This is a genomic window from Streptomyces sp. NPDC008079 (assembly GCF_042957385.1).
GTDB lineage: Bacteria > Actinomycetota > Actinomycetes > Streptomycetales > Streptomycetaceae > Actinacidiphila.
Genome location: NZ_JBIBIC010000015.1, coordinates 1 through 23,983 on the forward strand (window position 1 = coordinate 1; position 23,983 = coordinate 23,983).

Annotated in this window: 21 protein-coding genes; 5 read left to right on the forward strand and 16 right to left on the reverse strand. The window is 71.2% G+C overall.

Features of this window, described 5'->3' with window-relative positions:
* Window positions 1-146: 146 nt before the first annotated feature.
* The 4 genes from ACFZAM_RS26535 to ACFZAM_RS26550 all read right to left on the reverse strand — a co-directional run bounded on the left by ACFZAM_RS26535 (window position 147) and on the right by ACFZAM_RS26550 (window position 5,295).
* A complete protein-coding gene (locus ACFZAM_RS26535) occupies window positions 147-2,510 on the reverse strand; it encodes a glycosyl hydrolase family 65 protein (RefSeq protein WP_391049805.1) in 2,364 nt (787 codons plus the stop codon).
* Window positions 2,507-3,250, reverse strand: a complete 744-nt coding sequence (locus ACFZAM_RS26540) for a beta-phosphoglucomutase family hydrolase (protein WP_355349243.1) — start codon at window positions 3,248-3,250, stop codon at window positions 2,507-2,509. Before ACFZAM_RS26540 ends, ACFZAM_RS26535 begins: the two co-directional genes overlap by 4 nt.
* 165 nt (window positions 3,251-3,415) lie before the next feature.
* Window positions 3,416-4,072 (reverse strand): methyltransferase domain-containing protein, encoded by a 657-nt coding sequence (locus ACFZAM_RS26545; protein ID WP_391049808.1) that lies wholly within the window; start codon window positions 4,070-4,072, stop codon window positions 3,416-3,418.
* 185 nt (window positions 4,073-4,257) lie between these two features.
* A complete protein-coding gene (locus tag ACFZAM_RS26550) occupies window positions 4,258-5,295 on the reverse strand; it encodes an FAD-dependent oxidoreductase (RefSeq protein ID WP_391049810.1) in 1,038 nt (345 codons plus the stop codon).
* 132 nt (window positions 5,296-5,427) lie between these two features.
* Here ACFZAM_RS26550 and ACFZAM_RS26555 point away from each other — a divergent pair, with 132 nt between their 5' ends.
* On the forward strand, window positions 5,428-6,408 hold the full coding sequence (locus tag ACFZAM_RS26555) for an aldo/keto reductase (protein ID WP_391049812.1): 981 nt from the start codon (window positions 5,428-5,430) through the stop codon (window positions 6,406-6,408).
* 106 nt (window positions 6,409-6,514) lie between these two features.
* Here the strand turns inward: ACFZAM_RS26555 and efeU are convergent, their stop codons facing one another.
* From efeU to map, 10 genes are all read right to left on the reverse strand, one after another.
* Entirely contained in the window at window positions 6,515-7,372 is an 858-nt protein-coding gene (gene efeU / locus ACFZAM_RS26560; RefSeq protein WP_391049813.1) for an iron uptake transporter permease EfeU, read from the reverse strand.
* A 55-nt stretch (window positions 7,373-7,427) separates the two neighbouring features.
* Window positions 7,428-8,834 (reverse strand): iron uptake transporter deferrochelatase/peroxidase subunit, encoded by a 1,407-nt coding sequence (gene efeB / locus ACFZAM_RS26565; RefSeq protein WP_355349230.1) that lies wholly within the window; start codon window positions 8,832-8,834, stop codon window positions 7,428-7,430.
* Between the two features lie 120 nt (window positions 8,835-8,954).
* Window positions 8,955-10,097 carry an iron uptake system protein EfeO gene (gene efeO, locus ACFZAM_RS26570; RefSeq protein WP_355349227.1) on the reverse strand — a complete coding sequence of 381 codons (1,143 nt, stop codon included), beginning with the start codon at window positions 10,095-10,097 and terminating at the stop codon, window positions 8,955-8,957.
* Between the two features lie 256 nt (window positions 10,098-10,353).
* The gene (locus ACFZAM_RS26575; protein ID WP_391049816.1) at window positions 10,354-10,887 is read right to left on the reverse strand and encodes a GNAT family N-acetyltransferase; all 534 of its coding nucleotides are present in this window, start codon (window positions 10,885-10,887) and stop codon (window positions 10,354-10,356) included.
* Window positions 10,888-10,963: 76 nt separating this feature from the next.
* Window positions 10,964-11,953, reverse strand: coding sequence for an alcohol dehydrogenase catalytic domain-containing protein (locus ACFZAM_RS26580; RefSeq protein WP_391049818.1), 990 nt, complete (start codon window positions 11,951-11,953; stop codon window positions 10,964-10,966).
* Entirely contained in the window at window positions 11,950-12,828 is an 879-nt protein-coding gene (locus ACFZAM_RS26585; RefSeq protein ID WP_391049820.1) for an ABC transporter permease subunit, read from the reverse strand. Before ACFZAM_RS26585 ends, ACFZAM_RS26580 begins: the two co-directional genes overlap by 4 nt.
* Window positions 12,828-13,793: a sugar ABC transporter permease gene (locus ACFZAM_RS26590; RefSeq protein WP_355349217.1), complete on the reverse strand. Its 966-nt coding sequence runs from the start codon at window positions 13,791-13,793 to the stop codon at window positions 12,828-12,830. Before ACFZAM_RS26590 ends, ACFZAM_RS26585 begins: the two co-directional genes overlap by 1 nt.
* 102 nt (window positions 13,794-13,895) lie before the next feature.
* Window positions 13,896-15,260 (reverse strand): extracellular solute-binding protein, encoded by a 1,365-nt coding sequence (locus tag ACFZAM_RS26595; protein ID WP_391049822.1) that lies wholly within the window; start codon window positions 15,258-15,260, stop codon window positions 13,896-13,898.
* Between the two features lie 213 nt (window positions 15,261-15,473).
* Window positions 15,474-16,235, reverse strand: a complete 762-nt coding sequence (locus ACFZAM_RS26600) for a DeoR/GlpR family DNA-binding transcription regulator (RefSeq protein WP_188284604.1) — start codon at window positions 16,233-16,235, stop codon at window positions 15,474-15,476.
* Window positions 16,236-16,564: 329 nt separating this feature from the next.
* On the reverse strand, window positions 16,565-17,332 hold the full coding sequence (map, locus tag ACFZAM_RS26605) for a type I methionyl aminopeptidase (RefSeq protein ID WP_355349210.1): 768 nt from the start codon (window positions 17,330-17,332) through the stop codon (window positions 16,565-16,567).
* An 87-nt stretch (window positions 17,333-17,419) separates the two neighbouring features.
* Here map and ACFZAM_RS26610 point away from each other — a divergent pair, with 87 nt between their 5' ends.
* Entirely contained in the window at window positions 17,420-17,698 is a 279-nt protein-coding gene (locus ACFZAM_RS26610; RefSeq protein ID WP_355349207.1) for a helix-turn-helix transcriptional regulator, read from the forward strand.
* 143 nt (window positions 17,699-17,841) lie between these two features.
* Here the strand turns inward: ACFZAM_RS26610 and ACFZAM_RS26615 are convergent, their stop codons facing one another.
* On the reverse strand, window positions 17,842-18,450 hold the full coding sequence (locus tag ACFZAM_RS26615) for a redoxin domain-containing protein (protein WP_391049825.1): 609 nt from the start codon (window positions 18,448-18,450) through the stop codon (window positions 17,842-17,844).
* 606 nt (window positions 18,451-19,056) lie between these two features.
* On the opposite strand from ACFZAM_RS26615, the gene ACFZAM_RS26620 reads away from it, so the two are divergent.
* Entirely contained in the window at window positions 19,057-20,739 is a 1,683-nt protein-coding gene (locus ACFZAM_RS26620; protein ID WP_391049827.1) for a xylosidase, read from the forward strand.
* Between the two features lie 287 nt (window positions 20,740-21,026).
* The gene (locus ACFZAM_RS26625; RefSeq protein WP_391049828.1) at window positions 21,027-22,070 is read left to right on the forward strand and encodes a hypothetical protein; all 1,044 of its coding nucleotides are present in this window, start codon (window positions 21,027-21,029) and stop codon (window positions 22,068-22,070) included.
* Between the two features lie 35 nt (window positions 22,071-22,105).
* On the opposite strand, the gene ACFZAM_RS26630 is transcribed toward ACFZAM_RS26625, so the two are convergent.
* Window positions 22,106-23,074, reverse strand: coding sequence for an alpha/beta hydrolase fold domain-containing protein (locus ACFZAM_RS26630; protein WP_391049830.1), 969 nt, complete (start codon window positions 23,072-23,074; stop codon window positions 22,106-22,108).
* A gap of 260 nt (window positions 23,075-23,334) precedes the next feature.
* Here ACFZAM_RS26630 and ACFZAM_RS26635 point away from each other — a divergent pair, with 260 nt between their 5' ends.
* Complete coding sequence (locus tag ACFZAM_RS26635; RefSeq protein ID WP_355349192.1) at window positions 23,335-23,811, forward strand: MarR family transcriptional regulator; 477 nt, start codon at window positions 23,335-23,337, stop codon at window positions 23,809-23,811.
* The last annotated feature ends 172 nt before the right edge of the window (window positions 23,812-23,983 follow it).

The window sequence follows — 23,983 nt, forward strand, 5'->3', positions numbered from 1 at the left end:
GCCCCCGCCGGTGCGGGGCGGTTGGCGTCAGCCGCGTCCAGAGGCTTCCCCACCCCGGAGCCGCCCCCTGCCTTGTCGACCACTAACGCGGGGGGGGGGCCCCCCCCCCCCCCGCGCCCCCACCCCACTGCGTTCCCCGGACGGCCCTAGCCGGGCCGCTGATTGCGGCGGCGCGGCGCCCGGCCCGGGGGCTGCGAGGGCTGCGGGCGGTGCTCGATCTCCGGCAGGTCGCGGCTGACCGGGTGCTCCGCGGTCAGCATGAAGGACTTCTCGTAGTGCAGGACCTCGATCGGCTCGCCCTCCGCGAGGGTGTACGTGGCCTCGCTCCTGGTGACCTCGACGTGCAGCCGGCGCCCGCGGAAGGCCAGCCGGAAGGCGATCCGGCTGAGCGCGTCGGGCAGCCGGGGCGCGAAGCGGATCGGGTCGCCGTCGAAGAGCCGCATCCCGCCGAGCCCCGACACCAGCGCCGTCCACGTACCGGCGAGCGCCGCGATGTGCAGGCCGTCGCGCGAGTTGTTCTCCAGGTCGCCGAGGTCGATCAGCGCCGACTCGCCGAGGTAGTCGTAGGCCAGTTGGAGATGGCCGACCTCGGCGGCGATGATCGACTGGCAGTACGCCGACAGCGAGGAGTCGCGGACGGTCAGCGGCTCGTAGTACGCGAAGTTCCGTACCTTCTGGGCGTGTTCGAAGGCGTCTCCGCGCAGGAACATCGCCAGCACCAGGTCGGCCTGCTTGACCACCTGCTTGCGGTACAGGTCGAAGTAGGCGTAGTTGAGCAGCAGCGGATAGTGCGCCGGATCGGTCTCGGCGAAGTTCCACACCTGGTGCCGGGTGAAGCCCTTGGACTGCTCGTGGACCCCCAGCTCCTCGTTGTACGGCAGGGACATCGCCGCCGCCGCGTCCCGCCAGGCCGCCGTCTCCTCGTCGGTGACGCCCAACTCGGCGGCCCGGCGCGGATGGCGCTCGGCGGCGTCCGCCGCCGCGACGAGATTCGCCTGCGCCATCAGGTTGGTGTACGCGTTGTCGTCGCTGATCGCGCTGTACTCGTCGGGCCCGGTCACGCCGTCGATGTGGAAGGCCCCCGCGTGGTCGTGATGACCCAGGGACCGCCACAACCTGGCGGTTTCCGCGAGGAGTTCGAGGCCGATGTTCTCCTCGAAGTCCCGGTCGCCGGTGGTCGTCACATAGCGCACCACCGCGTCGGCGATGTCGGCGTTGATGTGGAAGGCCGCCGTGCCCGCGGGCCAGTACCCCGACGCCTCGGCGCCGTTGATTGTCCGCCACGGGAACGCGGCACCGGCCAGGCCCAGTTGATGGGCGCGCTCCTGGGCCGCAGGCAGCGTGTTGTGGCGCCAGCGCAGCACCTCCGAGGTCGCGCGCGGCGCGGTGAAGGTCAGCACCGGCAGCACGGCCGTCTCGGCGTCCCAGAAGGTGTGACCGTCGTAGCCGGAGCCGGTCAAGCCCTTGGCGGGGATCGCCCGTTCCTCGGCCCGCGCACCGGCCTGCAGGACGTGGAAGAGCCCGAAGCGCACCGCCTGCTGGATCTCGGTGTCGCCGTCGACCTCCACGTCCGCCCGGTCCCAGAAGTCGTCCAGGTAGGCGCGCTGCTGCTCCAGCAGGCCGTCCCACCCGGTGTCGCGGGCGCCGACCAGCGCCGCGTCCGCCTGGTCGCGCAGCGCGGGCAGCGACCGGGTCGCCGACCAGCCGTACGCGACGAATTTCTCCAGCCGCAGCCGCTGCCCGGACTCCAGTACGGAGGTGATGGTGAGCCTGCTGACGTCGTCGTCGGACTCCGAGGAGACCTTCGTGGTCGCCTCGGGGCCGTCCACGCGGTGATCGGCGGCGGCGGCCAGCCGCAGTCCGCTGCGGGCCGTGGAGTGCACCAGCCGCAGCCGGGTGCCGGACGCGAAGTTCTCCTCCGGCACCAGCGGGTTCTCCAGCGCGGCGGCCCGCCGCGGGTCGCCCTCGCTGCGCGGCACCTCCTCGTTGGCCACCAGTTCCGATTGCACGACCACCCGCAGGCTGCCGTCCAGCGGCTCCACCTCGTACGCGACGGCGGCCACCGCGCGCTGCGTGAAGGACACCATGCGCGTCGAACGCACCCGCACCGCGCGGCCCGCGGGGGAGACCCACTCGCACACCCGGCGCAACACCCCGGCCCGCAGGTCCAGTTCACGCTCGTGCGAACGGATCGTGCCGTACCGCAGGTCGAACGGCTCGTCGTCCACCAGCAGCCGGATGATCTTGCCGTTGGTGACGTTGATGACGGTCTGCCCGGACTCCGGGTCGCCGTAGGCCGCTTCGGCGTACGGCAGCGGGTGCGTCTCGTGCAGCCCGTTGAGGTACGAGCCGGGCAGGCCGTTCGGCTCGCCCTCGTCGAGGTTGCCGCGCCAGCCGATGTGCCCGTTGGAGACGGCGAAGACGGACTCGCTCTGCGGCAGCACGTCCAGATTCAGTTCGGACTCGCGCAGGCTCCAGGGGGCGACCTCGTAGGCGGGGTCGGTGATCACGCGGTCACTCCGATCAGGTCGGCGAGATCCTTCACGACGGTGTCGGCGCCGTGCTCGCGCAGCGCGTCGGTCTGTCCGACCCGGTCCACGCCGACGACGAAGCCGAAGTGCCCGGAGCGGCCCGCGTCCATGCCGACCAGCGCGTCCTCGAAGACCGCCGCGCGGGCGGCGTCGAAGCCCAGTTCCTCGGCCGCGGCCAGGAAGGTGTCCGGGTGGGGCTTGCCCGGCAGATGCCGCTCCTTGGCGACAACACCGTCCACCCGTACGTCCAGCAGGTGCTCGATGCCCGCGGAGACCAGCACGTCACGGCAGTTCGCGCTGGACGACACCACCGCCGTGCGCAGACCCGCCGCCCGTACCGCCTCCAGATAGCGCACCGAGCCGGGGTAGGGGCGTACGCCTTCGGTGCGGATCTTCTCCAGCACGACGTCGTTCTTGCGGTTGCCGAGGCCGTTGACGGTCTGCCGGTCCGGTGGGTCGCCGTCCTCGCCCTCGGGCAGTTCGATGCCGCGGGCCTGGAGGAAGGTGCGCACGCCGTCGGCGCGCGGACGTCCGTCCACGTACGCGTCGTAGTCCGCCTTCGCGTCGAAGGGGCGGAAACCCTCGCCGTCCCTGTCCCGCAGGAAGTCGTCGAAGGTCTCCTTCCACGCGGCCGCGTGCACTAGCGCGGTCGGCGTCAGCACGCCGTCCAGGTCGAAGAGGCACGCTCGTACGCCATGGGGCAGTCCGATCTCCGTCATGCCGCACAGGTTCCCACTGATAGCCGACACCATGCCGACCAGGGGGTGAAGACCCCCCGTGTCGCCGAACGCCGGGCGGGCGGGAGGCGCGAAGTCCGCGACCCCGCCCGCGTCGCGCGTGTCGTGCGCCGGGTCCGGGTGCCGCCCGGCGTGTCGTGCGCCGGGTCAGCCGGACACGGGGAGCCTGCGGACCTTCACGGTGTTGTCGGTACGCGTGGTCGGGCGCCCGTCGGGGTCGTTCTGGATCCGCTCGTGCTCCGCGCAGAGCAGCACCTCCCACGCGCCGTCCGCCAGTTCGAGGCAGGCCAGCACCTCCTGCGGCGAGGGCAGATGCACCTCGGGGTGCGGGTTCTTCTCCCAGGCGGGGAAGCCCGAGTGGCCGACGACGAGCAGGACGCCGCCGGGCGCGACGGCCGCCGCCGCTGTCCGCAGGATCTCCTCGCGCGGCATCTCGCCCGGGGTGTGCAGGAATTGGGCCGAGACGAGGTCGAACGCGCCCTCGGGGAAGGACACGCCGAGGTCGTGCCGCTGCCAGTCGATCCGGTCGCCGACGCCCGCCTCCTCGGCGTGCCGCGCCGCGCGGTCGAGCGCGACCCCCGAGATGTCGGTGGCGGTGACCCGCCAGCCCTGCCGGGCGAGCCAGATCGCGTCGCCGCCCTCGCCGGAGCCCAGGTCGAGCGCCCTGCCGGGTGGCAGCCCGGCCACCTCGCGGACCAGGACCGTATTGGGATCGCCGCTCCAGATCCGCTCGCTCCCGGAGTAGCGGGCGTTCCAGAACTCCTCGCCCTGGAGTTCCTCGGTCGCCGGAGTGTTGTCGGTCATCGGCCTGTCCTTGCCCTTCGTGAGTCTTGTGATCTTCGTGGAGCGTGCCCGCACGGGCGTGTCGCCGTCGTCCGCGCGGTGGCGTCGGCGCGCCGTTCCCTTACGGGTCGGTGCCGTCCTCGTACCGCTGGAAGCCGTCCTCGTACCGCTCGGTGCCGTCCTCGTACCGCTGGGAGCCGCGCGCCCTACGCGGTCGGCGCGGCACCCGCCGAAGCGCGGCGCGCGGCCACCGCGGCCAGCGTCTCCTGCTCGGTCAGATCCGCGTTGATCGCCGCGGCGGCCCTGACACCCGCCGTGGCGCCGCCGATGAGGATCTCGACAGGTGAGGCCACATTGCCCGCGACCCAGACGCCCGGCACGGCGGTGGCGCCGGTCGGATCGGCCTCGACCCGGGTGCCGATCGGCACCCCGCCGATCTCCTGCTCGACCGTGGTCAGACCGAGGTCCGCCAGCAGATCCGTCCTGGCGTCCAGGCGGGTGGACACCACCAGCGCCTGGCAGGGGATCACCCGGCCACCGGCCAGTGTCATACCGGTGAGCCGGTCGTCGGTCACCTCCACGGCGGCCACCTCGCCCTCGACCACGGCGATCCCGCGGGCGGCCAGCCGCTCGTACTGCTCGTCGTCCGGCTCGGGCGCGGTGTGCACGAAGAGGGTGACGTCCTGGCTCCACTGCCGCCACATCAGCGCCTGGTGCACCGCCAGCGGGCCGGTGCCCAGCACGCCGATCGCCTGGCCGCTCACCTCCCAGCCGTGGCAGTACGGGCAGTGCAGCACCTCGCGCCCCCACCGCCCGGCCAGCCCCCGCACCTCGGGCAGCCCGTCCACCAGGCCGGTCGCCAGCAGCAGCCGCTCGGCGCGCACCGCTGAGCCGTCGTCCAGCCCGACGCGGAAGCCGCCGCCGTCGAGCCGCGCGGCCGACACGGCCCGGCCCTCGGCGGTCTCACCGCCGTAGCGGGCCACCTCCTCCCGGCCGGTGGCCAGCAGCTCCGCGGGCGTCGCGCCCTCGCGGCCCAGATAGTTGTGGATGCCGTCGGCGGGCGCGTTGCGCGGCTCGCCCGCGTCGATCACCAGCACCGAGCGGCGCGCCCGGCCCAGCGTCAGGGCCGCGCTCAGCCCGGCCGCCCCGCCGCCGACCACCACGACGTCGAAGCGCCGCTCCCCGGCCGCCTCCGTACGCGCCGCCGCCTGCCCGTTTCCGTTCCCGCTCACCTTGTCAGTCATGGTGACCACCTCCGAGCACGGAGCATCGGACACCTGACGTGCGGGCAGCAAACATTGTTGCCGGAACAGCAATATTGATCCGGGTCGGCCGGGGTACCCGTGGACAAGGGGACCACGACGCGAGGAGACGGCATGGAGTACACCCGGCTGGGCACGACGGGCCTGAAGGTGTCACGGATCGCCCTGGGGATGATGAGCTACGGCGACCCGGCCAACCGGGCGTGGATGCTCGACGAGGAAGCGTCCGAGCCTCTGGTGCGGCGGGCCGTCGAAGGCGGTGTGACGTTCTTCGACACCGCCGACATGTACTCGCTCGGCCGCAGCGAGGAGATCACCGGACGGCTGCTGAGCAAGCTCTTCGCCCACCGCGACGACTACGTGCTCGCCACCAAGGTCTGCCTGCCGATGGGACCGGGCCCCAACGACGGAGGGCTGTCCCGCAAGCACATCCTGGCGGGCATCGACGCCTCACTGCGTCGGCTCGGCACCGACCACGTGGACCTCTACCAGATCCACCGCTGGGACTACGAGACCCCCATCGAGGAGACGATGGAGGCGCTCGCCGATGTGGTCCGCTCGGGCAAGGCCCGCTACATCGGCGCGTCCAGCATGTTCGCGTACCAGTTCGCCACCGCCCAGTACACGGCGAAGGCGGCGGGACAGCCGCGCTTCGTGTCGATGCAGAACCACTACAACCTCGTCTACCGCGAGGAGGAGCGGGAGATGATCCCGCTCTGCCGGGAGCAGGGCGTCGGCGCCATCCCCTGGAGCCCGCTGGCCCGCGGCCTGCTCGCCGGATCACGCGGCAGGGACGGCGAGCGCAGGACCGTACGCTCCGGCAGCGACGCCTACGCCGACGAGCTCTACACCGAGGCCGACTTCGACGTGGTCGACGCCGTCCGCTCCGTCGCGGACGAACGCGGCGTGCCCATGGCCCGGATCGCGCTCGCCTGGCTGCTCAGCCGACCGGCCGTGACCGCCCCCATCGTCGGCGCCACCAAGCTCGCCCACGTGGACGACGCCGTCGGCGCGGTCGAGGTGACCCTCACCGACGACGAGATCGCCCGTCTCGAAGCGCCTTACGTCCCGCACACGATCCGCGGCCACCGGTGACGTCCGTCGGCCGCGCGCGGGCCCCGGCCACGGGACCGCACGCGGTCCCGGAGCGGGCCGGTGCCTGAGGTCAGCGCGCGGTCCCGGAGCGGGCCGGTGCCTCAGGTCAGCGCGCGGTCTCCGGCTGCGACGGCTCGGGGGAGACCCGCGCGGCCGGGGCGGGGCGACCGCCGGAGCGGCGGAAGAAGAAGTACAGCGTGGGCACGAGGTAGACGCCCCAGGCGCAGACCTGGAGCACCGTCGGGTCCGGCTGGAAGTTGAAGACGCCCTTGAGCAGGGTGCCGTACCAGCTGTCCGGCGGGATCGTGGAGCTGATGTCGAAGGCCAGGCTGTTCAGGCCGCCGATCCAGCCCGCCTCCTGGAGGTCGTGCAGACCGTACGCGAGCACACCGGCCGCGACCACGACCAGCATGGCACCGGTCCAGGTGAAGAACTTCGCCAGATTGATCCGCACCGCGCCCCGGTAGAACAGCCAGCCCAGGATCACGGCGGTGACCAGACCGAGCATCGCGCCGATCAGCGGACGGACGCCGTCGTCGCTCGACTGCACGGCCGTCCACACGAACAGCGCCGTCTCCAGGCCCTCGCGGCCGACGGACAGGAAGGCCGTGACGACCAGCGCGGTCGTGCCCATCGCGAGCGCGGCGTCCAGCTTGCCGTGCAGCTCGGCCTTCAGATGCCGCGCGGTGCGGCGCATCCAGAACACCATCCAGGTGACCAGCGCGACCGCGATGATGGACAGCGAACCGCCCAGCGCCTCCTGGGCCTTGAAGGTCAGCTCCGACGAACCGAACTGGAGCAGCGCGCCGAAGCCGAAGCTCAGCAGCACGGCGGCGCTGATGCCGGTCCAGACCGGCGGCAGGCTCTCGCGCCGCTCCGACTTGACCAGGTAGGCGATCAGGATGCAGACGATCAGGCTGGCTTCCAGGCCCTCTCGCAGGCCGATCAGATAGTTGGCGAACACGGCGGTACTCCAGGGGCCGGGACGGGTGGGACGCTGGTCGGGGGGAGGGGCGGGGTCAGCCGAGCAGGGACTGCCCCCACCATTCGCCGGATTTCCGGACGCCGGGCGGGCAGGCGAAGTGTGCGGAACCGACGTGCTGGATGTACTCGTTGAGCGCGTCGCTCGCGGCGAGCCGCCGCTGCAACGGGACGAACGCCTTACGGGTGTCGCGCTGGTACGCGAGGAAGAAAAGCCCCGCGTCCAGCCGCCCCAGACCGTCCGAGCCGTCGGTGAAGGAGAAGCCGCGGCGCAGGATCATCTGCCCGGCGTTGCTGTCCGGATGGGCCAGGCGTACATGCGCGTCCTTCGGCATCAGCCCGAGGTCGGGCGTGTCGCGCTCGCGCTGCTTGCCGTACGGCGCGCCCTCGCCCTTGGTGCGGCCGAACACGTCCTCCTGCGCCTGGAGGCCCTCGCGGTCCCAGGTCTCGATGTGCATACGGATCCGGCGCGCGACCAGGTACGAGCCGCCGGTCATCCAGTCGGGACCGTCCCCCGGCCCCGCCCACACATGGCCGTCCAGCGTCGATGTGTCGGTGCCCGACACATTGTGCGTGCCGTCCTTGAAGCCCATCAGATTGCGCGGCGTCTGCGCGTCCGGCGTCGTCGAGGACGTCTTGCCGAAGCCGAGCTGCGACCAGCGCACCGACACCTTGCCCATGCCGATCCTGGCGAGATTGCGGATCGCGTGCACCGCGACCTGCGGATCGTCCGCGCATGCCTGGACGCACAGGTCGCCGCCGCTGCGGGCCGGGTCGAGATTGTCGCCGGGGAAATGCGGCAGGTCGATCAGCGCCGCAGGGCGCCGGGCACGCAGACCGAACCGGTCGGTGCGCGTGCCGTCCTCGGCGACCTGCTCGAACAGACTCGGGCCGAAGCCGACCGTGAGGGTCAGCCGGGAGGCGGGCAGGCCCAGCGCCTCACCGGTGTCGTCCGGCGGCGCCTCGGCCGGCCCGTCCACCGCGCCCGTGCCGACCTCGCGTCCCGCCGTCATCGCGGCGGCTGCGCTCGTCCACTCCTTGAGCAGCGCGGCCAGCTCAGCCTTGTCGTCGGTGAGGACGTCGAACGCCGCGAAGTGCAGCCGGTCCTGGACGGGGGTGGCGATGCCCGCCTGGTGCTCACCGTAGAAGGGGACGGAGCCGTCGGAGGACGCGGAGCCGCCGTTCGTACCGCTGGTCACCGCCGCCGCGACCGAGCCGCCGCCCGCCGCGCCGAGGGCGAGTCCGGCACCGGCCCAGCCCATGACCGCGCGGCGGCTGAGCGCCCGGTGGGTACGGTCGTCCGCGGATGTGTCGGTGCTCGTGCTCGTGTCGGTATCCGTGCTCGTGTCCGCGGTCGTGCCCTGTGGGGCGGTCGAGGCGGGCTCGGCGCCCTCGGGGTCTGCGGGGGTGGACTCGGTGCCGCCGGTACCGGCTGCTTCGTCCATGAACGGTGGCCCTTCTATCGGTTCTGCGTCGTGCGTACCGCAGCCGTGACCCTCCCTGTGCGGGAGTGCCACGGCTCGGTGAGCTGCGGTTTCGGCGCCCGGGCAGCCGGGCGCCGAGGGTTACTTGGCGGGTGCGACAGCCGCGGCGAGCTTGGACAGCGGCTCGGCGAGCGAGTTGACCGCGTCGGAGAACGCCTTGCGCTCCTTCTCGGTGACCTTGTCGTACGAGACGAAGCCGTCGCCCTGCCGGTACTTGTCCAGCAGCGTCTGGATGTCGGCGAATTCGGTGTCCAGGGTCTTGGACAGCGCCGGGTCCTTCTCGGCGGCGACCGGCTTCAGCAGCTCGTACGCCTTGCGGGCGCCCGCCACGTTCGCGTCGAAGTCCGACAGGTCGGTGTGGCTGTAGCGGTCCTCCTCACCGGTGACCTTGCCGGTGGCGACCTCGTCCAGCAGCTCCTTGGCGCCGTTGGCCATGCTGGTCGGCGTGATGTCGGCGGTGCCGACCCGCTTCTGCCAGTCCTTGAGGTCGGCCACCAGCGCGTCGGCGAGGGTGCTGTCCTCGGGGGTCAGCTTGCCGTCGGCCCACAGCGCCTTCTCCAGCCGGTGCCAGCCGGTCCACTTCTGGCCGTCCTCCAGACCGTCCTCGCGGGTGTCGGTCTTCGGGTCGATGTCACCGAAGCTCTCGGCGACCGGCTCGGTGCGCTCCCAGCCGACCCGCGACGGGGCGAAGGCGGCCTTGGCCGCGGCCACGTCACCGGCCTTGATCGCGTCGGCGAACTTCTGCACCAGCGGGATCGTCAGGTCGGCCTGCTCCTGCGCGTACTTGCGGTACGAGGCGACGGCCTCGTCGAGCCGCGGGTCACCGGGCTTGGGCGCGTTGGCGCCGGTCACGGTGATCTTCTGCCGGATGCCGTCGCCCTTCATGCCCGGCTTGCAGGCCACCTCGTACGTGCCCGCCTTGATCTGCGCGGTGATGGTGGCGCTGGTGCCGGGGCCGATGTTCTCCCGCTCGGTGACGATGCGGTCGCCCGGCGCGTAGACGTAGACCTCGGTGACCTTGGAGCCCTTGTTGTGCACGTCCAGGCTGACGGAACCGGCGGGGAACTCCGTGCGCGAGACCTTGCAGGAGCTGTCGGCCGCGTCCACCCGTATCGCGCCGTCGGACGAGGCGTCGTTCTTCTTCGCGCAGCCGGTGACGGCGGCCGTGCCGAGGACGACCAGGGAGAGCAGGGCGACAGCGGAGGCTCTGGGCACGGCAGGCATGGGTCAACAACTCCACGGGCGGGAAAGGGGCGAAGACGACGACGGGTGTGCAGGCAGGGAAAAACACACGGTTTGCCTTAGGCAAGGCAAACCTTAGTGAAAAGCCTGTGACGTGTCCATGTGATCAGCGTCGCTCCCCGACAGGCCGACAGGCCGACAGGCCGACAGGCCGGCGGACCGGCGGACCGACTGACCGACCGGCGGGCCGACCTGGCCGACGGGCCGGCCGACCGATCCGGGCCCGGTCCTCCGCGGCTCAGGCCCGGTATTCGGTCAGGTCGATCGCGTGCACCCGCACCGGGCGGCCGGACACCGGGTGGGTCGTCGTGCGGTCCGGGACCATGCCGAGCTTGCGCATCACGTTCTCGGAGGCGTCGTTGCCGAGCTGCGCGATGCTGATCACGCGGTCGAGGCCGCGGTCCTGGAGGGCGAACTCCAAGGTGGCGTGAGCGGCCTCCGACGCGTAACCCTGCCCCCAGAACTGGCGGCCGAGCCGCCAGCCGATCTCCACCGCGGGCAGTACCTCGGGCAGGAACGTGGGCACGGACAGCCCCGTGAACCCGGCCAGTTCGCCCGAGGCGAGGAGTTCGACGGCGAAGAGGCCGAAGCCCTCGTCGTCCCACTCCTCCTCCCACCGCTCGATGGACTCCGCGGTCTGCTCCAGGTCGCGGGGCTGCCCGTCGCCGATGTAGCGCATGACCTCCGGGTCGGCGTTGATCTCGGCCATCGGCGCGATGTCGTCCTCGCGCCAGCGGCGCAGGACCAGGCGGGGCGTGCGGATCTCGGTCATGGCCCCATCCTGTCGAAGTCCGCGGCCGGGTCACAATCGGCTTCCCCGGCGGACACGGCCGCGGCGCCCGCAGGGCTCAGGGCACCACCTGGATCTTCCGGCCCTTGCCTGCCTTGAACCGCTCGAGCGCCGACGCGTAGTCGACCAGCGGCAGCCGGTCGCTGATGAAGACCTCCGGGTCGAGCACCCCGCCCGCGAACAGCTCGGCGGCCCGCTCGTAGCTGTGCAGGACGGCCATCGAGCCGGTGATGGTGATCTCCTGGTTGTAGATGCGGTACGGCTCGATCGTCGCGCGCGCGGCGTAGTCGGCCACGCCGAACTGGAGGAAGGTGCCGCCCTTGCCGACCCGGTCCAGCGCGTCCTGAATGGCCTGCGCGTTGCCGGTCGCGTCGATCACGACGTCCCAGCCGCGCGGGCGGGCGATCTCGTCCGCGTTGGTCGCCACCTGCGAGCAGCCGAGCGACGTGGCCGTGGTCAGCCGCTCCTCGTTGATGTCGACGACGTCGACGGTCGCGGCGCCGGTCCGCTTGGCCAGCTCCAGCATCATCAGGCCCATGGTGCCGGAGCCGTAGATCAGTACGTGGCTGGCCAGTTGGCTGCGCAGGATGTCGTAGCCGCGTACGGCGCAGGACAGCGGTTCGATCAGCGCCGCGTCCACCGTCCGTATGTGCTCGGGGAGTTTGACGCAGTTGGCGACCGGGGCGACGGCGAATTCGGCGGCGCCGCCGGGGACGGTCACACCGATCGCGGCCCACCGCTCGCACAGATTGCTCCGCCCGATCCGGCAGTAGTGGCACTCGTGGCAGTACAGCGACGGGTCGACCGCCACCTGGTCGCCCACGGCCAGCTCGCGGACCTCGGAGCCCACGGCGACGATCTCACCGGCGAATTCGTGCCCCGGCACGATCGGCAGGGTCGGGGCGAACTCGCCCTGGAGGATGTGCAGATCGGTGCCGCACAGACCGCAGGCCGCGACCTGGACCACGACGTCCCGGGGGCCGGGAGCCGGGTCGTCGACGGTCTCGATGCCGACGACACCGGGGGAGCTGATGACGGCTGCTTTCACTTGACGGCTCCAAGAGAGAGGCCCTGGACGAGCTTGTCCTGGGCGGCGAATCCGGCGGCCAGTACCGGCAGGGATATACAGACGGCGGCGGCGCACACCTTGGCGAGGAACAGGCCCTGGCTGGTGACGAATCCGGTGAGGAACACCGGCGCGGTACCGGCCACCACACCGGTCAGCACCCGCGCGAAGAGCAGTTCGTTCCAACTGAAGATGAACGAGATCAGCGCGGTCGCGGCGATCCCCGGGGTGACGACCGGGGCGATGATCCGTACCAGGATGGTCGGCAGGCCCGCGCCGTCGATCGAGGCGGCCTCCAGGATCTCCACCGGGACCTCGGCGAGGAACGAGCGCATCATCCACACCGCGATCGGCAGATTCATCGAGGTGTAGAGCAGGATCAGCAGCCAGATGTTGTCCAGCAGACCGGCGTTCTTCGCGATCAGATAGACCGGCAGCAGGCCCGCGACGGCGGGCAGCATCTTGGTCGACAGGAAGAAGAACATCACGTCGGTCCACTTGCGCACCGGCTTGATCGACAGCGCGTAGGCGGCGGGGAAGGACAGCACCAGTACGAGGGCGGTGGAAACCGCCGCCGCTGTCAGGGAGTTGACCAGCGGTGGCCACGGGCTGACGCCGGTGCCGGAGCCGAAGAACTCCCGGTAGCCGTGGAGCGTCAGCGACGCCCCGAGCTTCGGCGGGTTGGTCGCCGCGTCCTGCTCGCTGTGGAAGGAGGTGAGCACCATCCACGCGAAGGGCAGGAAGAAGACGATCCCGCAAAGCCAGGCCAGCAGGCCGAGCAGTGAGCGGTTGCGCCGCTCCTTGCGGGCGGCGGGTGCCGTACGGCGGCGGGCGGTGGTCACGGAGACGGTAGCCATCACCGGGTCTCCTCTCGGAACAGCGACGAGACGGTGCGCAGCGCGAAGGTGGCCACGATGATCGACAGGATGACCACGATGACGCCCGCGGCGGACGCCTGCCCGTAGTCGTGCGCCTGGTAGAAGGTCGTGTAGACGGTGTAGGGGAGGTTGGCGGTGCCGAGACCGCCGGAGGTGATGGTGAACACGGCGTCGAAGTTCTGCACCACGTACACCGACCCGAGCAGGGCCGCCAGTTCGAGATAGCGGCGCAGGTACGGGAAGGTCAGATAGCGGAAGATCTGCCAGGTGCCCGCGCCGTCCACCCGCGCCGCCTCGGCGATGTCCATCGGCCGGCTCTGGAGCCCGGCGAGCAGGATCAGCATCATGAACGGCGTCCACTGCCACACCAGCGACGCCTCGACGGCCAGCAGCGGGTGGGTGGACAGCCAGTCCGGCTGCGGCGCGTTGTCGCTGCCGAACAGCTTCCACAGCCAGTTGAGCGAGCCGTTGATCAGGCCGTACGACGCGTTGTACAGCGCGTGCTTCCACAGCAGCGCGGACGCCACCGGTACCACCAGGAACGGCGTGATGAGCATGGTGCGCACGATGCCCCGGCCGAGGAACTTCCGGTCGAGCAGCAGCGCGAGGCCGAGGCCGAGCAGCAGGCTGACCAGGACCACGGAGACGGTCAGCACGACCGTGGTGGTCAGGGCGTGGCGCAGTTGCGGGTCGGTGAACTCTTCCTTGTAGTTCTGGAGGCCGGCGAAACCGCGGTCACCGGGGTCGAGGGCGTTCCACCGCATGAACGAGATCACCAGGGTGCCGACGAACGGCAGTTGGGTGACCACGATCATGAAGACCAGGGCCGGCAGCAGCGGGGCCCGCCGGACCCAGGCGCCGGGGGAGCGGCGCGCGGCGGGCGGCGCAGGCTCTTGCTCGGTCTGCGGCGCGCGGATGCGTCTGGTGAGGGATGGGGTGCTCATGGTGTCAGTCGTCTCTCTCCGCTTCGCGCCCCGGGCCCGCCGCCCGGCCCCGTCGTGCGGGGGGCCGGGGGCGGCCGGGACCGTCGGGTGGGGCGGTGGCGGTCAGTTGCCCGCGTACTTGTCGGCGACCTTCTCTGCGAGCTTCTGGCTCGCGGACAAGGCGCTCTTCACGCTGGTCTGGCCCGCGATGGCGGAGCTGATCTGCTGCGAGACCTGGGTGCCCAGATCGGTGAACTCGGGGATGCCGACGAACTGGATGCCGGGCGCGGGCCGCGGCTGGATGCCCGGGTTCGTCGGGTTGGCCGCCTCGAGCGCGGTCTCGGTGGCCTTGGCGAACGCCGAGGCGGAGGCGACGTAGTCCGGGTTCTGGTACGTGGAGGTGCGCTTGCCGGCCGGGACCCGCGACCAGCCCAGTTGCTTGCCGACCAGTTCCTCGTAGCCCTTGCCCGACGCCCACGAGACGAACTTCCAGGCGTCGTCCTGGTGCTTGCTGGCCTTCTGCAGGCCCCAGGCCCAGGTGTAGAGCCAGCCGGAGCTCTTGGTCTGGTCGACCGGAGCGGGCGCGTAGCCGAGCTTGCCCGCCACCGGGGAGTCCTTGGCCTCCAGCGAACCGGCCGCCGACGTCGCGTCGTACCACATGGCGACCTTGCCCTGCTCCAGGTCGTTGAGGCATTCGGTGAACCCGGCCTGCGGGGCTCCGGCCTCACCGTGGGCGCGCACCAGGTCCACGTAGAACTGCGTCGCCTTGGTGAAGGCGGGGCTGTTGACCTGGGCCTTCCAGTCCTTGTCGAACCAGGTGCCGCCCATGGTGTTGACCACGGTCGTCAGCGGGGCGATGACCTCGCCCCAGCCGGGCTGGCCGCGCAGGCAGATGCCCTTCATGCCGGACCGCGCGCCGTCGACCTTCGCGGCGAGGTCCGCGACCTGCGCCCAGGTCGGGTTGGCGGGCATCGTCAGGTTCTTCGCCGCGAAGACGTCCTTGCGGTACATCAGGAACGACGACTCGCCGTAGAAGGGCTCGGCGTAGATGTCGTTCTTGTACGTCAGCGACTGCTGGAGCGCGGGCAGGATGTCGCTCTGCGCGAAGGCCGTGTCGGACTTGGTGTGCGCGGTGAGCGGGGCGAGCCAGCCGTTCTTGGCGTAGATCGGCGTCTCGTAGTTGCTGATGGTCGCGACGTCGTACTGGCCGGCCTGGCTGGAGAAGTCCTGGGTGATCTTGTCCCGGACGTCGTTCTCGGGCAGCACCGTGAAATTGACCTTGATACCGGTGGACTTGGTGAAGTTGGCGGCGGTGAGCTTTTGAAGGTCCTCCATCTGCGGGTTGTTGACCATCAGTACGTTGATGGAGTGACCGCCGGAGCTTCCGCCGGAGCCGCCGGCGCCGGAACAGGCCGCGAGCAGGGTGCCGCAGACGGCGAGGGCAAGCGGGGGCAGAAGGCGGGGAAGGCTTCTCGTTCTCGGTGTCATGATTCGTCCCTTTCATGACCGGGGATGAGGGTGGGTGGAGCGGAGTCGTGGTGCGGGAGGGCAGGGGGTAGCCCGGATCGGCGTACCGGGGAGGTGCGGAAGGCGGGGGGAGCGCCGGGACTGCGGGGGGGGGCGGGGCCTGCGGGGAGCTCGGAGATCGCGGGGGAGGTGGGGGGAGGGGAAGGGGGGAGCGGCGCGGGGCGGGCCCGCGGGTCAGACTCTGAAGACGCGGGGTCCCAGAAGTGCGTAGCGGTGCGCCTCGGCGCTGGACAGACCGGTGTCGGTGACGATCGCCTCGAAGTCGCCGACCTGGGCGAAGCGGCAGAAGCTGCTCGCGCCGAATTTGCTGTGGTGGCCCATGAAGATCCGGCGCCGGGAGACCTCCAGCGCCTTGGCCTTGACGTCGGCGACCACGGGATCCGGTGTGGTCAGGCCGAGTTCGCGGGAGATGCCGTTCGACCCGACGAAGGCCAGGTCGATGACGAAGCCCGCGAGCATGTCGCAGGCCCAGGAGCCGACGGTGGCCAGCGTCCGGGCCCGGACACGGCCACCGAGCAGCAGCACAGTGGTGTTGGCGGAGTCCGCGACGGCCGCCGCGGTGGTCAACGACGCGGTGACCACCGTCAGCGGCCGGTCGCTGGGCAGCAGCGCGGCGAGCAGTTGAGGGGTGTAGCCCTCGTCCACGAAGACGGTCTCCGCCTCGCCGAGCAGCTTGACCGCCTCGGCCGCGATCCGTCGCTTGTCGGCGACATGCAGCGTCACCCGCTGGGCGAGGTCGGTCTCGAACCCCGCGCCCTCGACGGGATAGGCGCCGCCGTACGTCCTGCGGACCAGACCGCGGCTCTCCAGTACGCCCAGATCGCGGCGGATGGTCTCCGGCGCCACCTTGAGATCGGCGGCCATCACGGTGACCTCGACCTGACCCTGGTGGCGCGCGAGCGCGAGGATCCGATGTTGGCGTTCTTGTGCTCTCACGGTCACCACCTGTCTCTTCGCCGGTCCGGGCAAGGCGTGCCCGGTTTTGCCCGTGGAAGAGTTATACCAACGCCACTTTGACAGGGACCGGCCCATAACGGACAACAAACTGCCCGGTGTTGCCCGGACCGGTCGGCAAGAGTGCCAGTTCAGAGGGTGTGTTGGCGATCAGGTGGTGTGGTGGTTGGCCATACGGCCCGTGGAAGTGCCCGTTTCGGACGACGGGCAGGCAACGGGCGGCCGCGGGGCACGCGGCGTGCGCCGGACGTGCGAGCGGCGGGCGGCCGACGGGTGGTGGACCGCGGGCGGGCGGCGGCGCCCGGGACGGATCAGACGAGCGTGAGGACGCGCGGGCCCTGCTCGGTGATCGCGACGGTGTGCTCGATGTGCGCCGCGCGGCTCCCGTCGACCGTGCGCAGCGTCCAGCCGTCCGGGTCCGTACGGTATTCGTCGCGCCCGCCGGACATCAGCATCGGCTCGATCGCGAGGACGAGCCCGTGGCGGAGCGGGAAGCCGCGCCCCGGCCGCCCGCGGTTGGGCACGTGCGGGTCCTCGTGCATCTGGCGGCCGATGCCGTGGCCGCCGAAGTCGGTGGGCATGCCGCAGCGCGCCGTGCGCGCCACCGCGCCGACCGCGTGCGAGATGTCGCCGAGGCGGTGGCCGACGACGGCCGCCGCGATGCCCGCGTCCAGGGCACGCTGGGTGGCGGCGATCAGCTCCACGTCCTCGGGCCGGGGCGTGCCCACGATGAAGCTGACCGCGGCGTCTCCCGCCCAGCCGTCGAGCACCGCGCCGCAGTCGATGCTCACCAGGTCGCCGTCGCGCAGCCGGTAGTCGGTGGGGATGCCGTGCACGAGCGCGTCGTTCACCGACGCGCAGATCACCGCGGGGAAGGGGGAGGGGGCGAAGGACGGCTGGTAGCCGAGGAAGGGGGACGTGGCGCCCGCCTTGTCCAGGACGGCGTGGGCCGCCGCGTCCAGGTCCCGAAGCGATACGCCGACGGCCGCCGCCTCCCGTGCGGCGGCGAGCGCCTGCGCCACGACGCGCCCCGCCTCGCGCATCGCGTCGAGCGCCGCGTCGGTCTTGATCTCCACCATGTGCTGTGACTCCTCGTCGTGCGGGCGGCCGGACTCCTTCCGGCCGCGGCCTCGCCCAATACTTATACCGGTATTAGTATCACGGGCATGGTGAGAACACCCCTGACCCCCGAGGAGCGCGCCCGCGGCGAACGCTTCGGCGCACTGCTCCGCGACGCCCGCGGCGACCGCAGCATGGTGGACGTGGCGGCGGCCGCCGGGGTCTCCGCGGAGACCCTGCGCAAGATCGAGACCGGCCGGGCCCCGACCCCGGCCTTCTTCACCGTGGTCGCCCTGGCGGCGGCGCTGGGCCTGTCCCTGGACGTGCTGGCCACGGCCTGCGCCCCGGAGGAGATCGGGGAGGCGGTGCGGGCACTGTCGGCGTGAGGGCGCGGGAGGTGCCGTGGGCGGGCGGTACGACGGGAGCCGGCCGGTCGTACGGCCTCAGGTGCGGCGGGCGCGCCGCTCGCCGTGCCGAGCGGACGCGCCCGGCGCCGCGGGGACCCGGCCGGTCCGTGGCGCGACGGCCGTCAGGCCGGGGCCTCGGTGGGGTCGGCCGGCGCCGTGGCCGCCGCCTGCGCCGCGTGCGCGAGCATTTCGTCCACCGACCACTGGTCGTACGCGTGCTCGCCGTACTTCGCCGCGACGATCCGGCCGTCCGGTGCGATCAGGAAGTCGGCGGGCAGACCGAGGCTGCCGCCGGTCGGCACGACCGGGGCCGTACGGTTGCGGCGCCGGACCGTGCCCCACATCGAGCTGCCGACCGCGCGCGCGATGGCGGGCCAGACCCGCGGATCGGCCACCGCGCGGATCGAGGTCTCGACCCCGAACTCGCGGTAGAGCGTCTTGTCCGGGTCGCCCACCACGGCGAACGGCAACTCGGCCTCGTACTTGAGCAGTTCCTCGTCGGGGGCGTGGAAGACCACGACCTCGTGGATTCCGGCGGCCCTGATCTCGTCGGCCCGCCGGACGAAGGAGCGCAGGTGCAGATTGCAGACCGGGCATCCCGCGAACCGCCGGAATTGCAGGTGCACCGGATATCCGGCCTCGGGAACGGCGACGGTCTCCCCGGTCATCGTGGTCAGGACGTGTGACGGGGCTAAATCCCCCGCGGTGAAGGTCGTTTCGGTCTTCCGCACCGGCTTGTCTCCTGTCGGTAAAGCGTCGAGAGGCATCGGGAGGCGTCGGGAGGCGTCGATTCGGCGGAGGTGCCGCGAAGGTACGGCAGCGCTGTCGCGGACGGGCGCGATGAGTGGCGACGCTGCCGCTGTCGAGAATAGTCGGCCGAGCGGCGGCGCGTCCGGCCGAACGCTGGGGCCGATTGTCAGCCGAGATATTTGACGATGCCTGACACTATCTGAATCATCCCCTCCGACCTTTCGTGCCCGATACGGACGTTCAACGCGCCTTTCCTGGGCGCCATTCGGGAGAATTCCGGAGGAACCGTCAATCAGGTCTAGACCCTTGACGCACCATTGGATTCAGCAGTTGAATCGACGCGTGCCCGATACCGCTTGTGCACGGAAGATCGGCGTGAAGGCGCGTGTCAAGGGACTGTGCGCGCCGGACCCCACCGCAAGTCAGCGTAATTCGAGCGGAATTCACCGGGCTGGCCGCGCGCGCCCCGCGCGGCCCACCACGGAACACTGAGTTCATCTGTTGAACAGGCCAACAGCATGAACCCCCACACTCAGTCCACCGATACGCCCGGCGGTCCCGCCGCGCGTCGCCGTTCGGAGTCATCCATGGCAGTGTCACGTCGCAAGTTCGTGAGCGTCACCGCGGCCGGTACGTCCGCCGCCGCCCTCGGCGCCCTGGGCCTGGCCGCGAGAGCCTCGGCGTCCGCCGTCTCCCCGTCCGCGTCGGCCGCCCCCGCCGCGAGCGGGCCGGGAGACGTGGTCGGGAAGGTCACGGTCGGCTATCAGGGCTGGTTCGCCTGCATCGGCGACGGCGCCCCGATCAACGCCTGGTGGCACTGGAGCCCCAACTCCAGCCAGCCCCCGTCGCCGTCCAACACCGGCATCGTCGCCTGGCCCGACATGCGCGACTACACCAAGACGTACCAGACCGCCTACGCGAATCTCGGCAACGGCCAGCCCGCCACGCTCTTCTCGTCCTACGACCAGCAGACCGTGGACACCCACTTCCAGTGGATGCAGCAGAACAACATCGACACCGCCGCGCTCCAGCGCTTCAACCCCGTCGGCGGCGAAGGCCCGACACGCGACGCGATGGCCACCAAGGTGCGCAGCGCGGCGGAGTCGCACAGCCGGAAGTTCTACATCATGTACGACGTCACCGACTGGACCAACATGCAGTCGGAGATCAAGACCGACTGGACCAACAAGATGAAGGCCCACACGGCCTCGTCCGCCTACGCGACGCAGAACGGCAAGCCGGTCGTCTGCATCTGGGGCTTCGGCTTCAACGACGACAAACGCCCGTGGGCGCCCGCGCCCTGCCTGGACGTCGTCAACTGGTTCAAGTCCCAGGGCTGTTACGTCATCGGCGGCGTACCCACCTGGTGGCGGACCGGCGACCGCGACTCCCGCGCCGGATTCAGCGACGTCTACCACGCGTTCAACATGATCTCGCCGTGGATGGTCGGCCGGATCGGCAACGTCTCGGACGCCGACAACTTCTACAACGTGGCGACCGTCCCCGACCTCGCCGAATGCGCCGCCCACGGCATCGACTACCAGCCGTGCGTCCTGCCCGGCGCCGTCACACTCCGCCAGCGCGCGCACGGCGACTTCATGTGGCGGCAGTTCTACAACATGTGCCGGGCCGGGGTGCAGGGCATCTACATCTCGATGTTCGACGAGTACAACGAGGGCAACCAGATCGCCAAAACCGCCGAGTCCCAGGCTTTCGTGCCGACCAACTCCGGGTTCCTGGCGCTGGACGAGGACGGCACGGCCTGCTCGTCGGACTACTACCTGCGGCTGACCGGCGACGGCGGCAAGATGCTCAAGGGCCAGATCGCCCTCACCGCGACCCGCCCCACCCAGCCGACGACCACCACACCGGGCGGCGGCACCGGTACCGTGATCAGCCTGCGCGCCCGCGTGAACAACAACTACGTGACCGCCGAGAACGCCGGAGCCGCGGCCCTCATCGCCAACAGGACCGCCATCGGCGCCTGGGAGCAGTTCGACATGACCGACGCGGGCGGCGGCAACATCGCGCTGCGCGCCCACGCCAACAACCGCTACGTCAGCGCGGGTTCCGGCAATCTCATCGCCGACTCCACCACCGTCGGCGCCGCCCAGACCTTCACCCTTATCCACAACTCCGACGGCAGCGTCAGCCTCCGCGCCCAGGCCACCAACCAGTACGTGACCGCCGAGAACGCGGGCGCCGCGCCGCTGGTCGCCAACCGGGCCGCCATCGGCGCCTGGGAGAAATTCGACCTGATCACCGGCTAGGCCCTAACGGCAGCGGCTCGCGCACCTGGCGCCTTTCTGCCCGGCACCGCCATCCCCGGGCAGGGAGGCGCCCCGCCATGTCCGGGCCCCGGCGGCCCGCGCGGGCGGACGGTCCGATTCCGCCCGCCGCGGCGGCGGAGTCCGGCCGACCCGTCGGGAAACCCTCCCGGCGTGGCGCGCGAAACAGGGTGGCCGATCGCCGGAGCAGGTGATCTGATGGACGTCGGGGACTGCCGACGCGGGGGCGCGGCGGCACCGAAGAGCCGGTCGAGGACAGGGGCGGGTCGATGTCGCAGGGGGATCCTGCCGGAGCGGTGCCGGAGTTGGAACCGCGGTCGGGCGCGGGGACCGACGAAGAGCACAAGAGCCAGTTGCTCGTACGGGAAGCGCTCTCGGTCATCGGCGCGGTCGTCCAGACGCTGATGGGACTCGTCGCCGACCTCCAGGCGTGGTGCGCGGTCCTGGAGCGCCGGGCGAATGAGGCGGTCGGCATCGACGCCCCGCCGCGGCGCAGGGAACTGGCCGACCACCAGGACCGGTTGGTCGCCGCGGAGTCCCTGCTGGCCAGAGCCCGCAGGGAACGAGAGGCGGCGGAGGAGCTGGCCGTCGGCGTCCGGCGGTCGGCCGTGGAGCAGGGCCGGGCCCGTACGCGACCTGGCCCGTCCCGCACCCCGGTCGTGGACGACGGTCCCGGCTCCGGGGCCGACGAGGGCTCCCGGGTGGGCGCCGCGATCGCCCGGCTGCGGGAATTCGACCTCGCGCTGGAGAGCGCCGACGAACAGCTCGAGGCGTACGACGCCCGGGCCGCCGCCGTACGCGTACTCGTGGAGCCCGGCCCCGAACCGGGTCCGGCCGACGACACCGCCGACGCCGTGACCGGATCGGCCGCGACGCCGAAGACGGCGGACGGCCGCGCGGACGGCTACTCGAAGGACGACCGGGAGACGGACGAGGCGGACCCGCCGGAGGACCGGAAGCCGCCGGCCCCGGTCTGGACGACCTGGTGCACCGTCCTGACCGGCTGCGGCCTGCTGCTCGCGGCCATACTGGCCGGCACCAGCTTCACCTACGCGCGCTGGGAGCACCCGGGCGCCGAGGCCGTGACCTGGTACGCGATCGGTGACCTGCTCGCCCTGTGCGTCGTCGTCTTCGTCGGCCTGATGGTGCTCGGCACCCTCGTGGAGCGCTACGAGCTGTCCACCCTGGGGGAGACCTCACTCGTCCTGGCGATCCTCCTGGTGGTGCCCGTGCTCGGGGTGGGGATGTGGCACCCCGAGGCGTTCGGCCATATGGGCATGTGGGGACGGTCGTTGGCGCGCTCGCTGGTGTGAGGCGCAGGCGAGCGCGTCGCGGGCCGCCGTGACGGTCAGTCGGTGCCGAGCGCTGAACGCAGCACGGTGACCGCCTGGTTGATCGCACCCTCCGCGGCCTGCGTGCCGCGCAGCGCGTTGAGCATCACGAAGTCGTGGATGATCGCGGGGTAGCGGGTCGCGGTGACGGCGACACCCGCCTGCCGGAGCTTGTCGGCGTACGCCTCGCCCTCGTCGCGCAGCACATCGGCCTCACCGGTGACGACCAGCGCGGGCGGCAGCCCGGTGAGCTGTTCCGTGGTGGCGCGCAGCGGGGACGCGGTGATCTCGGCGCGCTGCGCGGGGTCCTTCGTGTACTGGTCCCAGAACCACTGCATGCCGTCGCGGCGCAGGAAGTAACCGGTCGCGAACCGGTGGTACGAATCGGTGTCGAAGCTCGCGTCGGTGACCGGGTAGAACAGCACCTGCTGGACGAGCGGCACATCACCGCGCTCCTTGGCCATCAAGGTCAGCGCGGCGGCCATGTTGCCGCCGACCGAGTCACCGGCGACCGCGATGCGGCTCGCGTCCAGACCCTTGGCCGCGCCGTCGGTGACGACCCAGCGGGCGACGGCGTAGTTCTGCTCGATCGCGACCGGGTAGCGGGCCTCGGGGGACAGGTCGTACTCGGGGAAGACCACCGCCGCGCCGACACCGGCCGCCAGTTCGCGCACCAGCCGGTCGTGGGTGTGGGCGTTGCCGAACACCCAGCCCGCGCCGTGGATATAGAGGATCACCGGCAGCGTTCCGACGGCGCCCTTGGGACGGACGACGCGCACCCGTACGGACTCGGTCGGGCCGTCCTCGACGGTCACCCACTCCTCGTCCACCTCGGGCGCGTCGATCTCGCCGGACTGCACCTCGTCGACCGTCTTGCGGCCCGCCACGGGGCCGAGGTCGAACAGATACGGCGGGTTGGCCGTGGCGGCGGCGAATTCCGCGGCGGCCGGTTCCAGGACGGGTGCTGCGGGAGTGGACTCGGACATGACGGGGGCTCCTCGTGGGACGGAAGGGGAGGGACGGACGGTGTGGGCGTCGGCTCCGGGTGCGCTCCGGGCCGGCGCGTCGTGGTGGATCGTGCTCGGCCGTGCCCTGTCGTGCTCGGCAGGGCGAGCCGGCCACACCCCAGAAGACTAGGACACGATTAGCTCGTGTACAAGCTAATCGTGCGCGTTGAAATTGCCTCATGGTGAAGCTAGGCTGATCGGTCGACCCCGTCACCCGTCCCCGAGGAGGGCCGCCCCGCATGGACAGCACGGAAGCCGCCGACGCCGAGCCCGCGTTCACCCTGCTCCTGGACGACCAGCTCTGCTTCGCGCTGTACGCGGCCTCCCGTGCGGTCACCAGCCGCTACCGTCCGCTGCTGGACGAGCTCGGCCTCACCTATCCGCAGTACCTGGTGCTGCTGGTGCTCTGGCAGCACGGCGACGTCCCGATCAAGGATGTCGGCGCCGCCCTGCAACTCGACTACGGCACCCTCACCCCGCTGATCAAGCGGCTGGAGGCGGCCGGCCTGGTCCGCCGCGAGCGCAGCGCCGAGGACGAGCGCACCGTCCGCGTCATCCTCACCGAGCGGGGCGACGCGCTGCGCGACCGGGCCCGCGACGTACCCCCCGCGATAGGCGCGGCGATGGGTCTGTCGCCCCGGGAGACCGAGGCCGCCATGACCCTGTTGCGCCGTCTCGCGGACAACGTCTCGGCCGACCTCGCCCGCCGGTCGTAGACCTCGCGCCCGCACTCGGAAGGCTTTCCGAAACATTCGGGATTTCATCCCCTTGGGGATGATCTCGCGGGTCGGCGGTTTTGTGGGTCAACCAATTCCTCCGGCTATTGATGCGCGTCTGCCTGCGGGAATGGCTGGTGCCGTACGTCTGACTGGTTGCGAAGCTTTCGTA